Origin of the sequence: Streptomyces cynarae (assembly GCF_025642135.1) — a bacterium.
Taxonomy (GTDB): domain Bacteria; phylum Actinomycetota; class Actinomycetes; order Streptomycetales; family Streptomycetaceae; genus Streptomyces; species Streptomyces cynarae.
In genome coordinates this window covers 7,091,432-7,104,610 of the sequence record NZ_CP106793.1, presented here as the reverse complement: position 1 = coordinate 7,104,610, position 13,179 = coordinate 7,091,432, and the positions used below count along the sequence as shown (strand labels likewise).

Annotated in this window: 11 protein-coding genes; 7 read left to right on the top strand and 4 right to left on the bottom strand. The window is 70.8% G+C overall.

The features are described 5' to 3' along the window. Positions 1–168: 168 nt before the first annotated feature. Together N8I84_RS32230 and N8I84_RS32225 are read right to left on the bottom strand one after the other, a co-directional pair. Positions 169–612 carry an SRPBCC family protein gene (locus tag N8I84_RS32230; RefSeq protein WP_200418015.1) on the bottom strand — a complete coding sequence of 148 codons (444 nt, stop codon included), beginning with the start codon at positions 610–612 and terminating at the stop codon, positions 169–171. Positions 613–656: 44 nt separating this feature from the next. After that, entirely contained in the window at positions 657–1,583 is a 927-nt protein-coding gene (locus N8I84_RS32225; RefSeq protein WP_263232921.1) for an alpha/beta hydrolase, read from the bottom strand. A gap of 197 nt (positions 1,584–1,780) precedes the next feature. On the opposite strand from N8I84_RS32225, the gene N8I84_RS32220 reads away from it, so the two are divergent. Beyond that, on the top strand, positions 1,781–2,827 hold the full coding sequence (locus N8I84_RS32220) for an Rv2578c family radical SAM protein (protein ID WP_263232920.1): 1,047 nt from the start codon (positions 1,781–1,783) through the stop codon (positions 2,825–2,827). A 110-nt stretch (positions 2,828–2,937) separates the two neighbouring features. Here N8I84_RS32220 and N8I84_RS32215 read toward each other — a convergent pair whose 3' ends face one another. Beyond that, positions 2,938–4,422: a hypothetical protein gene (locus N8I84_RS32215; RefSeq protein ID WP_263232919.1), complete on the bottom strand. Its 1,485-nt coding sequence runs from the start codon at positions 4,420–4,422 to the stop codon at positions 2,938–2,940. Positions 4,423–4,776: 354 nt separating this feature from the next. On the opposite strand from N8I84_RS32215, the gene N8I84_RS32210 reads away from it, so the two are divergent. From N8I84_RS32210 to N8I84_RS32200, 3 genes are all read left to right on the top strand, one after another. Then, a complete protein-coding gene (locus N8I84_RS32210; RefSeq protein ID WP_263232918.1) occupies positions 4,777–5,037 on the top strand; it encodes a hypothetical protein in 261 nt (86 codons plus the stop codon). A gap of 270 nt (positions 5,038–5,307) precedes the next feature. After that, positions 5,308–6,897, top strand: coding sequence for an alpha/beta hydrolase (locus N8I84_RS32205; RefSeq protein WP_263232917.1), 1,590 nt, complete (start codon positions 5,308–5,310; stop codon positions 6,895–6,897). A 71-nt stretch (positions 6,898–6,968) separates the two neighbouring features. Next, positions 6,969–7,367, top strand: a complete 399-nt coding sequence (locus N8I84_RS32200) for a RidA family protein (RefSeq protein ID WP_263232916.1) — start codon at positions 6,969–6,971, stop codon at positions 7,365–7,367. A 27-nt stretch (positions 7,368–7,394) separates the two neighbouring features. Here the strand turns inward: N8I84_RS32200 and N8I84_RS32195 are convergent, their stop codons facing one another. Next, positions 7,395–7,970 (bottom strand): adenylosuccinate lyase, encoded by a 576-nt coding sequence (locus N8I84_RS32195; RefSeq protein WP_263232915.1) that lies wholly within the window; start codon positions 7,968–7,970, stop codon positions 7,395–7,397. A gap of 363 nt (positions 7,971–8,333) precedes the next feature. Between N8I84_RS32195 and N8I84_RS32190 the strand changes: the two genes are divergently transcribed. The 3 genes from N8I84_RS32190 (at position 8,334) to ccrA (ending at position 13,171) form a co-directional block, all read left to right on the top strand. Then, positions 8,334–10,139, top strand: coding sequence for a 3-hydroxyacyl-CoA dehydrogenase family protein (locus N8I84_RS32190; protein WP_263232914.1), 1,806 nt, complete (start codon positions 8,334–8,336; stop codon positions 10,137–10,139). 135 nt (positions 10,140–10,274) lie between these two features. Further along, on the top strand, positions 10,275–11,087 hold the full coding sequence (locus tag N8I84_RS32185; RefSeq protein WP_263232913.1) for a TetR family transcriptional regulator: 813 nt from the start codon (positions 10,275–10,277) through the stop codon (positions 11,085–11,087). Positions 11,088–11,833: 746 nt separating this feature from the next. Further along, positions 11,834–13,171 (top strand): crotonyl-CoA carboxylase/reductase, encoded by a 1,338-nt coding sequence (gene ccrA / locus N8I84_RS32180; protein WP_263232912.1) that lies wholly within the window; start codon positions 11,834–11,836, stop codon positions 13,169–13,171. Positions 13,172–13,179: the final 8 nt, after the last annotated feature.

Below are 13,179 nucleotides of genomic sequence, written 5' to 3'. Positions count from 1 at the left end.
CCGCGCCCCGCGGAAAACCACTCGAAACGGTGAGCGCGAGAATCAGCCCGTCGACTGACGGCGCGCGCCCCGGGGAGCGGAACACCGGTTCCGAGCCCCCGGAGCGCACAGGGAGTCATGGCGGCGCGAACGGACTCCCGCCGCTCGCGCCCGACGTCGTACGCCCCGTCACTTCTCCACGTCGGCGGCGAGCTTCGCGAGGATCGCGTCGTAGATCCGGGCGAGGCCCTTGGGCGCGAAGGTCTTCTCGAAGAAGCCGCCGATGCCGCCGGCGCCCTTCCAGGTGGTGGTCACGACGACCCGGGACCTGCCCTCGCCGGCCGGGGTGACCCGCCAGGTGGTGACCATGGAGGAGTTGCGGTCCTTCTCGACGAGTTCGCCGTCGGTCGGCTCGCTGACCTCCAGCAGGCAGTCACGGACGCGCTTGCTGGTGGCCTGGAGCTTCCAGTGCACGAGGGTGCCCTCGCCGTCGCCTCCCTCGCGCACCTCGTACTCGCTGAACTGTTCGGGCAGCAGCCGCGCGCGGGTGCCGCTGTAGTCGGCGAGCGCGTCGAACACCGTCTCCGCGTCCGCCGCGATGGTCCGCTCCGTGGTGGCCTCGACCTGCGCCATGACCTTCCTCTTCCTGTACGTGTGATGGGGTGTGCGCCATCCCATCACACCCGGGGTGCGGCCCCGGACCGCACCCGTGCCGTCAACTGCCGCTCATCCTCTGCGGACACCGACAGGCGCTCTTCGAAGAACGCGAGCGCGCGCAGGTGGTACGCGCGCGCCGCCCAGCCCAGGCTGATGTTGTGGCCCGCCGCGGGCTGGCGTTCGACGCGGACCATCGGCGCCGCGGCGAGGCGCGCGGTGAGGTCGGCGAGGTCCCGTTCCCCGTGCAGCCACCACGCCTCGTGCTCGGCGAAGGTCAGCCTCACAGGGATCCGGACCCGCGGCGCCAGGTCCTCGAACAGCGCGGGCCAGCGGGCGACTTCAGCGGCCTCGCGGGCCGGCATGGGTGCGATGAGCGAGCCGATCGAGCGGAACGTCCCCGGCGGATACAGCCACAGGGGACCCCAGTTGCGCCCCCGGTGCGCGCCGCGCCCGATCTCGAGCAGTTCGGCGGGCTCGACGCCGTAGCGGTGGCCGCAGCCGGAGACGTCCAGTGCGAGCAGCCCGTCGGCGCGCGCGGCCGTCACGAAGGCGAGTTTGCCGCCGTAGGAGTGCGCGAGCAGGAAGAAGCCCGCTCCGGTGGCATACCGCGCCGCGAACGCCTCCAGGGCGGCCTGGAGCACCTCGGCCTGCTCTGCGAGGGTCTGCCCGTCGGGCAGCCGGCCGGCGGACAGCGCGTAGCCGGGCCGGTCCACCGCGAGCACCGTGAAGCCGAGGCGCGCGCCGAGGGTGAGGAGGGACAGGTCGGGGTGGGCCTGCCCGTCGAAGTAGCCCGCCGTCATGCCGCCGCCGTGCAGGGCGACCACGGTGGCGCGCGGCTCGCCGTCCGGCACCTCGGCGAGCAGGCAGGACAGGGTGACGCCCGCGGCTTCCAGGGTGAGGTGACGTACGCCCCTGGAGAGGCTCCCCGGCGGTCTCGACTGCTGCATCTCTCTGTTATGACGCAGACAGGGCCGCGGGGGTGAGGGGCGCGCCGACGTGGCACGCGCCGACGCGCGACTGTCTGCCCCGGAAAGCCGCAGGTCGGGGGTGACCTCCCCTTAATTCGAACCTGCGACCGAATCCACATCGCGATCAAGGGAACGCGTGTTCTATTCTGTGGCGCAGTGCTATCGAGGAGGCGCCCATGCGCTGGGATCATCTGGCCGAGAACCCCGCCGCGGCCCGGGGCGCCGCGCTGTTCGACGCGGACGCGGTGACCACCCGCACCTTCGACACCCCGGAGTTCCGCGGCATCACCTTCCACGAGGTGCGGGGGCGTTCGATCGTGAACCGGGTGCCGGGCGCCTCCCGCATGCCCTTCGAGTGGACGGTCAACCCCTACCGGGGGTGCACGCACGCGTGCGTGTACTGCTTCGCCCGCAAGACGCACAGCTACCTCGACCTCGACACGGGGCTCGGCTTCGACACCCAGATCGTGGTGAAGGTCAACGCCCCCGAACTGCTGCGGGCCCACCTCGGCTCCCCCCGCTGGCACGGCGAGCACATCGCGATGGGCACCAACGTCGACTGCTACCAGCGGGCCGAGGGCCGCTACCGGTTGATGCCGGGCATCATCGCGGCACTACGCGACCACGCGAACCCCTTCTCGATCCTCACCAAGGGCACCCTGATCCTGCGCGACCTCGACCTGCTGAAGCAGGCCGCCGAGGTCACCGACGTCGGCATCTCCGTCTCCGTCGGCTTCACCGACCAGGAGCTGTGGCGCACCGTCGAACCGGGCACCCCCGCCCCGGAACGTCGGCTGGACGTCGTGCGCACGCTCGGCGAGCACGGCATCGGCTGCGGTGTCCTGATGGCCCCCGTGATCCCCTTCCTGAGCGACCACCCGGCCCAGCTCCGCGCCACCGTACGGGCGATCGCCGCCTCCGGGGCGACCTCGGTGACCCCGCTGGTGCTGCATCTGCGTCCGGGCGCGCGCGAATGGTTCATGGCCTGGCTGGAGCGCCGGCATCCGTACCTCGTACGCCGTTACGAGCGGCTGTACGCGGACGGCGCCTACGCCCCGAAGTGGTACCAGCGCCGGATCACCGGCCAGGTGCACGAACTGGCCCAGGAGTACGGCATCGGCCCGACGCGACCCGGGATGCCGCGCAGGATCCGCCGGCCCGAGCCCGAACCGGTTGCGGCGGAGCCGACGGTGACGGGGCCGACGCAGCTCTCGCTCCTGTGATCGACGCGGATACGAGCGCCTCTTGATTCATACCGGTCCGGCGAACTTTTCGGGGCCCGTTCCCGGCGCCGCGTGGCGCCGGGAACGGGCCCCGTCCGACGTGCGTCACGTCAGTGCAGGTTCTGCACCGCCGGGTCGGTGAAGCCGACGGCGAAGACCGTGCGCAGGGACGAGGTCGTCGAGCCGTTGTAGCCGTAGCAGGCGTCCAGCGTGCTCGTCGGCGTGTGCTCGTCGTACCTCGGGTCGCTCGGGCTGTAGCAGATGCCCTCGGTCAGCCCCCACAGCTCGTCGACCTGGGTCGCATCGAGCTTCGGCCAGTAGCTCAGGGCCTGCGGCGGCCCGGCCGCCCAGTTGCCGCCGGCCGCGCAGGTCGTTCCGGCCCGGGTGTCGCCGATCCACGTGTGGGAGTACACGCCGGGCTGGGTGCCGCAGCCCTTGTGGAAGGCGAAGTTCAGCACACCCTGGTCGTCGGTCCAGGTCATGCCGCCCTGGAGGCCCCGGTAGCGGGAGGCTGCGTAGGCGTCCTGGATGACGGTCTTGCCGCCGGACATGTTGAGGAGCCCGGGGTAGGTCGAGGAACTCGACGGGTTGAGCTGGTAGCGCACCACACGGCCGCCGTCGACCCCGCCGTACCACTCGCCGGTGACCAGCTTGTACGGGCTGCCGCCGGTCTTGTCGAGGGAGAGCCACGAGTAGCAGAGGTGGTCGGGGTCAAGGGTGCCGGCGTTCGCGTCGGAGTCGCACGCGGTGGGTGTGCCCGACTGCTGGTAGTAGTGCACCTCGGGCAGCACGTACGGGTAGCCGCACGCGCTGGAGCGGCCGCCGTTGATGCCGTAGGTGCTGACGCCGGAGCCGTAGTCGTCGACCTTGGCGAGCTTGTTGATGTCGAACACCCGGATGCCGTGCGCGGTGTCCGTGACGTAGATGTAGTTCGAGTACCAGACGATGCCACCGCCATGGCCCGTGACGAACTTGAAGTTCGACGCGCTCGACGACGTGCTGGTCGGCTCGGCGAGCAGGACGTGGCGGTACTTGCCCGTGTCGCGGTCGATGAGGGTGAGTTTCAGCAGGTTGTCCGTCTTGCAGCCGCTGGAGGTCTCCCCGGACAGCGTCTCGTAGTGCCAGGAGACCGCGGCGACGTGGTCGCCCTGGATCGCGCCGTCGCCGCCGTCGGCCGTTCCGGTGGTGCTCAGGCCCTGCGGGTACCAGTGCTGGGTGGTGTCGTCGCCGTGCGCCGACGACCAGCACCAGGCGACCTTGGTGGTCACCGACGGCAGCGCCTTGGTCTCGTTGCCCGAGCAGGTCCGCATCGAGCGCAGGTTCAGCCAGGAGTCGGTGGCACCCGACGAGTTCGTGGTGTAGTTCGTGGTGATGACGTCCGTCAGACTGGCGTGGTCCGTCAGGTAGTTGTTGTAAAGGTTGTTCGTCGCAGCGACGTAACTGGTGTCCGTCATCTTGAACTGGTCGCCGCTGAGCGTCAGCGGGGTCACCGTGGGTGTGTCCGCCGCCGTCGCCGGCTGTCCCGCCAGTCCGGCGAACAGGGCTGCCGCGGCCGCGACCACGGCCAGCTGTCTGAATCTTCCTATGGGCGCCACGCGCACCTTCCGTGAAGCGAACCGAGGCATGTCTCGTCTGGGGCATGCCAAACATGCAAAGCGCATAGAGCATAGGCGAGGCGACCGGAAGAGCACGGCACGCATGGGGCATTGAACTCGGAATCGGTGGTGGCTCACCGGAGCCCGCGGTATGGCCTGTTTGACACTCGTTGCACTCACATCACTTCCCCTATACCTCGTCATGACCAATGACCAGAAGGGGGAACACTCATGAAATCGATCAATACGACTGGGAGAGTCGGCAGGATCCGCGCGGCGACAGCCGTACTGGCGGCGACGGGGGCGCTGTTGGCGGGCGGAACCGTCACAGCTCGGGCAGCGGATCAGAGTGCCATGGCGACCTGCTCCTACCCGTACGTCTGCTTCATCAAGAACGGAACCGTCATCGGCCGGTTCAAGGACGTGACGTCGGGGTGGCAGGCCCTGCCGTCGAAGCCGAGTGCACCGCTCAGCGTGGTGAACACCCGTCATGACGACGTGGCGTACATCCGCTGGGTGGGCGGCACCACCGCGTGCCTCCCGCCGCAGAGCACGTTCAGCGTCTCCGGCGGACAGCTCGACGCCGTCCGCATCTCCAGCTCGGCGACCTGCTGACGGACTTGGGGCCGGGGCAGCATGCCGTCTGCCCTGGGCCCTTGGCGGTCGGGTGAGCTGCCGGGTCGGCCCGAGCCCGTGCCGGGGGACCCCACGGTGACCGGTCCGCCGCAGCTGTCGCTCCTGTGATCGACGCGCATACGAGCGGCTTGCACGGCCCAATCGGGTCAACCGCGGCCTGAACAGCGCTCTTCCGGACGGCCTTTCCGGGACGATGCGGCGAGGACCCGGCACTCGCGGTCCGAACCCCTCCGTCCTGGGAGGTCCGACATGACACACCGCGCAGCCGTGCTGTGCGGCGCCGCCCTGGTGGTGGCCGGGATGCTCACCACGGTCCCGGCCGACGCGAGCACACCGCGCACCACGGACACCGCACCGGCGGCGCCCCTCACCTGGAAGAAGTGCGGCACCACCAAGTATCCGACGCTCCAGTGCGCGACCGTCACGGTGCCGCTGGACCACGCCACCCCCCGCGGACAGCAGATCACACTGGCGCTGTCCCGCGTCCCCCACACCGCGAAGACGTATCAGGGACCGCTGCTGGTCAACCCCGGCGGGCCCGGAGGCAGCGGTCTGGCCCTCGCCGGATACGTCGCCTCCTCGCTGCCCAAGGCGGTGGCGGCGCAGTACGACGTCATCGGCTTCGACCCGCGGGGCGTGGGAAAGAGCAAGCCGGCCCTGAACTGCACGCCCGGCTACTTCACCCCGGTCCGCCCGGACACGATTCCCCTCACCCCTTCCCGGGAGAAGGAGAACCTGGCCCGCGTCGCCTCGTTCGCCCGGGCGTGCGCCACCAAGTACGCGGACGTACTGCCGTACATCGACACGGTGAGCACCGCGCGCGACCTGGACGCGATCCGGCAGGCGCTGGGGGCCGAGAAGATCAGCTACTTCGGCTACTCGTACGGGACCTACCTGGGCGCCGTCTACGCGAAGCTCTTCCCCCAACGGGTGCGCCGTCTGGTGCTCGACTCCATTGTCGACCCCGAGGGGGTTTGGTATGAGAACAACATCCGGCAGGACTACGCCTTCAACGACCGTCACCGGGCGTTCCTGGCGTGGGTGGCGCGACACGACGAGGTGTACGGGCTCGGCACCGATCCGGTCGTCGTCGAAGTCAAGTGGAAGGCGATGCGGTCGGCGCTGGCCATGAATCCGGCCGAGCAGAAGGTGGGTGCCTCGGAGTTGGAGGACACCTTCATGCCGGGCGGCTACTACGACGGCTACTGGCCGCACCTGGCCGAGGCGTTCGCGGCCTACGTGAACGACAAGGACCCCCGTCCGCTGGTCGAGGCGTACAAACGCTACGGCGCGGTCAACGCCTCCGGGGACAACAACTACTCCGTCTATGCCGCGGTGCAGTGCCGTGACGCCTCCTGGCCGCGCGACTGGTCGCGGTGGCGCGCGGACACATGGGCGGTGTACGCCAAGGCGCCGTTCATGAGCTGGAGCAACGCCTGGTACAACGCGCCGTGCGCGTTCTGGCCGACGGGATCACTGCGGCCGGTGGACGTGTCCAACGACGCGCTGCCGCCGACGCTGCTGTTCCAGGCGACCGACGACGCCGCGACGCCGTACCAGGGTGGGCTGACGGTGCATCACCTGCTGCGCGACTCCCGCCTGGTGGTCGAACAGGGCGGCGGCAACCACGGCGTCACCCTGAGCGGGAACACCTGCCTCGACAGATATCTGGCGGCTTACCTCGCCACCGGTGCGGTGCCGCGCGGCACCGGCGGCATCGACGCGGTGTGCCAGAAGCTCCCCGACCCCAAGCCGCTGACCGGCAAGTCCGCGTCCCCGGAGGCGTCCGGCGCGGGGCACGGTTCGACGCTGCACGGGCTGCTGGGCTTCCACGGCTGAGCGGCCGGGGGGTCGGCGCCCGTCGGGGACGTTGGAGGTCACTGTCAGACCCGTGGTCCACCATGGGACCCATGAGCGAGCTGACCAGGATTCCCGCGCCCGACGGGGTCGCCCCCGCGGCCCCCTACTCCCACGTCGTCATGGGCACCGGACGCTTCGTCGCGATCTCCGGCCAACTGGCCCTGGACGAGGGCGGCAGGCCCGTCGGCGAGGGCGACCCGGCGGCACAGGCCCGGCAGGTCTTCGAGAACCTGCGCCGCTGCCTGGCGTCCGCCGGAGCCACCTTCGACGACGTCGTCAAACTCACCTGTTTCGTCACCGACATGGCATACATGCCTGCGATCCGCGAGGCCCGCGCCGCGCACATACCCGACGACCGGCTGCCCGCGTCGTCGGCGGTGCAGGTGGCGGCCCTGGTGCGCCCGGAGTTCCTGATGGAGATCGAGGCGTACGCGATCGTGCCGGATTGATCCGTGGCCGGTGATCCCGCGCGGTGGTCACCGCCCGCCGGGGATGCGGGCCAGGGCGTGGACCGCCGCCTCCGCCAGGACCGGATGGGCGAGGGCCTCGTTCAGAACGGGCTTGGCGCGGGGGTCGCCGAGCGCGCCCAGCCCCTCCACACAGGCGAGCGCCACCTTGCGGTAGGGATCGTGCGGGCGGAGCCGGCGCTGCAACGTGGTGATCAGCGCGGGCACGGCCTCGGGGGCGGCCAGCTCGACGAGCAGGCGTACCGGGTGGAGGGCGTAGGCGACGCGCAGCTCGTTGGTGGCGAGGGCGGCCGCCGCGCGGGCGGTGCGCGGGTCGCCGAGCCGGGCCAGGGCGTGGGCGGCCGACGCGCAGCGCTGCGGGTCGCGGTGGTTGAGCAGCAGGACCAGCGTCTCGAAGGACCGCCGGTCGCCCATGACGCCGAGCCGGAAGGCGGCCAGTTCCCGGGCCCACAGCGGCTGCCCAGGCTCGGTCAGCACGGCGGCCAGCTCGTCCGGATCACCGGTCGCCACCAGCCGCTCGCAGGCCGGGGACCCGCCGCTCTCGGCCCGCACACGCTCCGTGAGTGATCGCAACGCTTCGTCCATGCTCCCGAGCCTAGGGGCGCGGCCGGTGCGGCGGGACCCAGATCACAAACCCGAGGGCTGGCGCGCTCGTTACCCGCGGGTTAAGCTCAGACGAGCGAGTTACCCACTCGCGAGACTCGCGGCGGCCTGGTGACGCAGCCGTCGTGAGTGCTGGTCGGTTCGGTACATCACGTACCTCAGTACGACCCGGCTCCGGGACAGGGCCGGTCGGTTTCGCCGTACCGGGCGTGTGCACGTCCGTGACACGGCTCCGGGCGTGTGCGCTCGTCAGCCCGGCAAGCACCCGCACTCTCCGCCCTGCGGTGCGCCCTCGGCGCACCCAGGAGCGCTCCCTCAGTCGTCACCCTCATCTGGAGTCCCGCGATGGCCACTCCCTTCTCCGACACCCCTCTGTCCCCGCTCAAGACCGTTGCCGTCGTCGGCCTCGGCACCATGGGCACCGGCATCGCCGAGGTGCTCACCCGGGCCGGCCGCGAGGTCGTCGGCATCGACATCGACGAGGCCGCAGCCTCGAAGGCCGTCGCCACCCTGGAGACCGCCACCGCCCGCGCCGTCAGCCGCGGCCGCATGACCGAGCGGGAACGCGAGGACGCCCTCGCCCGCTTCCGCACCTTCACCGACCTGCGTGCCGCCGCCGACGCCGACCTGGTGATCGAGGTGGTCCCGGAGTCGTACGAGATCAAGCAGCAGGTCCTCCGCGCCCTCGACGACATCGTGCGCCCGGACACCATCCTCGCCACCGGCACCAACGCCCTCTCCGTGACCCGGCTCGCCGCCGACTCGGCCCGCCCCGAGCGCGTCCTCGGGCTGCACTTCTTCAACCCGGCCCCGGCGATGCGGCTGGTGGAGATCGTCTCGTCCGTGCTGACCGCGCCCGCGGTCGTCACCGCGGTCACCAACCTCGCCCTCGACCTCGGCAAGGAGCCCGTCGCGGTGGGCGACCGGCCCGGTTTCGTCGCCGACGGCCTGCTGTTCGGCTATCTGAACCAGGCCGCCGCGATGTACGAGTCCAAGTACGCCTCGCGCGAGGACATCGACGCCGCGATGAAGCTGGGCTGCGGGCTGCCCATGGGCCCGCTCGCCCTGCTCGACCTGATCGGCATCGACACCGCCCGCACGGTCCTGGAGGCCATGTACGCCGCCTCCCACGACCGTCTGCACGCGCCCGCGCCGATCCTCAAGCAGCTCAGCGAGGCTGGCCTGACCGGCCGCAAGGCCGGACGCGGCTTCTACACCTACGAGGCGCCGAACAGCCCGGTCGTCGTCCGCGACGCGCTGACCCCGCTGGAGGGCGACTCCCTCGCGCCGGGTCGCACGGTGCGCTCGGTCGGTGTCGCGGGCTCGGGCACGATGGCGTCCGGGATCGCCGAGGTCTTCGCCAAGGCCGGGTACGAGGTCGTGCTCGCGGCCCGCACCGAGGAGAAGGCCCGGGCCGCGAAGGCCCGCATCGGCAAGTCGCTGGCGCGCTCGGTCGACAAGGGCCGGATGACCACGGAGGCGGCCGCGCAGACGCTGGACCGGATCCGGCCGGCGGGCTCCTACGACGACTTCGCGGACGTCGACCTGGCCCTGGAGGCCGTCGCCGAGGACCTGGAGGTCAAGCGGCAGCTGTTCGCCACGTTCGACAAGGTCTGCAAGCCCGGCGCGATCCTCGCCACCACCACCTCCTCGCTGCCCGTCGTCGCCTGTGCCCGCGCCACCTCGCGCCCGCAGGACGTGATCGGCATGCACTTCTTCAACCCGGCGCCGGCCATGAAGCTGGTCGAGGTCGTCCGCACGGTCCTGACGGCGGAAGACGTCCACGCGACGGTGCGCGCGCTGTGCGGCTCGATCAGGAAGCACCCGGTCGACTGCGGCGACCGCGCCGGATTCATCGTCAACGCGCTGCTGTTCCCGTATCTGAACAACGCCGTGAAGATGGTGCAGGAGCACTACGCGTCCCTGGACGACATCGACGCGGCGATGAAGCTGGGCGGCGGCTACCCGATGGGCCCGTTCGAACTGCTGGACGTGGTCGGACTGGACGTCTCGCTCGCCATCGAGAAGGTGCTGCACCGGGAGTTCCGCGACCCCGGCCTGGCCCCCGCGCCGCTTCTGGAACACCTGGTGGCCGCGGGCTGCCTCGGCCGCAAGACCGGCCGCGGCTTCCGCGAATATGCCAAGCGCTGACCGGCGCGGCGACCGGCTCCACGGCGGCGCCGACTGGGGCGGACTGCTCGACCCGGCCGGTCACCCCCGCCCGCGCGGGGCGGGGGGAACCCGGGACATGCGCACCATCCTGCGCAGATGCAGTACGTTCGGGTCATGCCCCAGCCCGCCAAGTCCTCACGTACACCAGCTACGCCCGACGCGCCGGAGAGTGCCGCAGGCTCTCGCGCCGCCGCCCAGCGGCTCAAGATGCGCCGGGAACTGGCGGCCGCGGCGATGGAGCTGTTCGCCACCAAGGGGTACGAAGCGACCACCGTCGACGAGATCGCGGCAGCCGCGGGGGTCGCCCGGCGCACCTTCTTCCGCCACTTCCGCTCCAAGGAAGAGGCGATCTTCCCGGACCACGACGACACCCTGATCCGGGCGGAGGCGGTGCTCAACGCCGCGCCCGCGCACGAGCACCCGCTCGACACCGTGTGCCGCGGCATCAAGGAAGTCATGAAGATGTACGCGGCCCGGCCGGAGATCTCCGTGCAGCGCTACAAGCTGACGCGCGAGGTGCCGACGCTGCGCGAGGCGGAGATCGCCTCGGTCGCCCGCTACGAGCGCCTCTTCACCCGCTACCTCCTCGGCCACTTCGACGAGCACGCGCACGACGACGACGCGAACGACGACCCGCTGCTCGCCGAGGTCGCCGCCTCGGCGGTGGTCACCGCGCACAACCACGTCCTGCGGCGCTGGCTGCGGGCGGGCGGCCAGGGAGACGTGGAGGCACAGCTGGACCACGCCTTCGCGATCGTCCGCAAGACGTTCGGAACGGGGATCGGGGCCGGCCGGGACACCGCCCCCCGGACTGCGAAGGCCTCGACGACCACGCACGGGGAGGTGCTGGTCACGGTGGCCAGGACGGACGCGCCCCTGGACGAGGTCATGCGCACCATCGAGCAGGCGCTCAAGGAGCGCTCGTAGTCCCAGCTCAGTCCATGGGCCGGCCGCGACGCCCGGCCCCGACGCCCGGCCCCACGCCCGGCCGCGACGCAGCGAACGGCTCGGAGCGAAGCGCGCCGCCGACTCGGGTCCGGTCCCCCGGTCGCCGTCTGCACCACCGGGCGCCCTGTCGCCGGGCCCGGCACGTCGTGCCCCGCTGGGGACGTCAGGAGCCACCGGGGCACGGGTCCGTCCACTCCTGCTCCTTCTCGTCCCGGGGCTGCGCCCCAGACCCCGGCTGTCCGCCTGACGGCCTCGTCCTCGAACTGCCGGGGCCCGGCCCTCGGACGCCGTCCGGGGGCCGGGCCCCGCGAGCGGCGCACGGACGCAACCCCCACTGAGGGCCCGGCGAGGAGCCGGCGATCCCAGTAGGCCCCGGCGGACACGCGTCTACTCGGCGGTAGCTTTGATCGATCATCGCTCATTTGTTACGTAAAGATTTCATCTGAGTGGACTTTCTGGCACCCAGTGCCTTGCGGGGTGACACGGGGTGCCATACGGTGATGGTGTCCGGGCGGCCGGCGTGCAGAGACCTTTCGTACGTCGGCTGTCCCCGCAAGCCCTTGGGCGAGCGCGCCCGGACGCCTGCGTCACAGGCAACTTCCGCGCCACAAAGCGCTGCCCAGCACCACCTCCGCCGAACCGACGGCACCCCTCTCACCAGCAGCAGCACACCGACGTAACCCTCAGCGTCTCCCCTCAAGACGCCATTCGCCGGAGGCACCACCGTGAAGGACATCCTGGACGCCATTCAGTCGGGGACCGCCACGTCCGCCGACTTCGCCGCCCTCCCCCTCCCCGAGTCCTACCGCGCGGTCACCGTGCACAAGGACGAGACGGAGATGTTCGCGGGCATGCCCACCCGCGACAAGGACCCCCGCAAGTCACTGCACGTGGACGAGGTCCCGCTGCCCGAGCTCGGCCCGGGCGAGGCCCTGGTGGCCGTCATGGCCTCCTCGGTCAACTACAACTCGGTGTGGACCTCGATCTTCGAGCCGCTGTCGACGTTCGGCTTCCTCGAGCGCTACGGCAAGCTCTCGCCGCTGACCAAGCGGCACGACCTGCCGTACCACATCATCGGCTCCGACCTCGCGGGCGTCGTCCTGCGCACCGGCCCCGGCGTGAACGCCTGGAAGCCCGGTGACGAGGTCGTCGCGCACTGCCTGAGCGTCGAGCTGGAGTCGCCCGACGGGCACGACGACACCATGCTCGACCCGGAGCAGCGCATCTGGGGCTTCGAGACGAACTTCGGCGGCCTCGCGGAGATCGCCCTGGTCAAGTCCAACCAGCTGATGCCGAAGCCGGACCACCTGAGCTGGGAGGAGGCCGCGGCCCCCGGCCTGGTCAACTCCACCGCGTACCGGCAGCTGGTCTCCCGCAACGGCGCCCAGATGAAGCAGGGCGACAACGTCCTGATCTGGGGCGCGAGCGGCGGCCTGGGCTCCTACGCCACGCAGTTCGCGCTCGCGGGCGGCGCCACCCCGATCTGCGTCGTCTCCTCGCCGCAGAAGGCGGAGATCTGCCGCAAGATGGGCGCCGAGCTGATCATCGACCGCAACGCCGAGGACTACCGGTTCTGGAAGGACGAGAACACCCAGGACCCCAAGGAGTGGAAGCGCTTCGGCAAGCGCATCCGTGAGCTCACGGGTGGCGAGGACGTCGACATCGTCTTCGAACACCCCGGCCGCGAGACCTTCGGCGCCTCGGTGTACGTCACCCGCAAGGGCGGCACGATCGTCACCTGCGCCTCCACGTCCGGCTACATGCACCAGTACGACAACCGCTACCTGTGGATGTCGTTGAAGCGGATCGTCGGCTCGCACTTCGCCAACTACCGCGAGGCGTACGAGGCCAACCGGCTCATCGCCAAGGGCAAGATCCACCCGACGCTGTCGAAGGTGTACTCCCTGGAGGACACCGGCCAGGCCGCCTACGACGTGCACCGCAACCTCCACCAGGGCAAGGTCGGCGTCCTGTGCCTGGCGCCCGAGGAGGGCCTGGGCGTGCGCGACCACGAGCTGCGCGCCAAGCACATCGACGCGATCAACCGCTTCCGGAACGTCTGAGGCGAGCG

Excerpts from the sequence above, each read along its gene's own strand:
- N8I84_RS32225 (WP_263232921.1), bottom strand. The coding sequence starts at position 1,583 with ATGCAGCAGTCGAGACCGCCGGGGAGCCTCTCCAGGGGCGTACGTCAC.
- N8I84_RS32230 (WP_200418015.1), bottom strand. The coding sequence starts at position 612 with ATGGCGCAGGTCGAGGCCACCACGGAGCGGACCATCGCGGCGGACGCG.
- N8I84_RS32195 (WP_263232915.1), bottom strand. The coding sequence starts at position 7,970 with ATGGACGAAGCGTTGCGATCACTCACGGAGCGTGTGCGGGCCGAGAGC.
- N8I84_RS32190 (WP_263232914.1), top strand. The coding sequence starts at position 8,334 with ATGGCCACTCCCTTCTCCGACACCCCTCTGTCCCCGCTCAAGACCGTT.
- N8I84_RS32200 (WP_263232916.1), top strand. The coding sequence starts at position 6,969 with ATGAGCGAGCTGACCAGGATTCCCGCGCCCGACGGGGTCGCCCCCGCG.
- N8I84_RS32205 (WP_263232917.1), top strand. The coding sequence starts at position 5,308 with ATGACACACCGCGCAGCCGTGCTGTGCGGCGCCGCCCTGGTGGTGGCC.
- N8I84_RS32220 (WP_263232920.1), top strand. The coding sequence starts at position 1,781 with ATGCGCTGGGATCATCTGGCCGAGAACCCCGCCGCGGCCCGGGGCGCC.
- N8I84_RS32210 (WP_263232918.1), top strand. The coding sequence starts at position 4,777 with ATGGCGACCTGCTCCTACCCGTACGTCTGCTTCATCAAGAACGGAACC.
- N8I84_RS32185 (WP_263232913.1), top strand. The coding sequence starts at position 10,275 with ATGCCCCAGCCCGCCAAGTCCTCACGTACACCAGCTACGCCCGACGCG.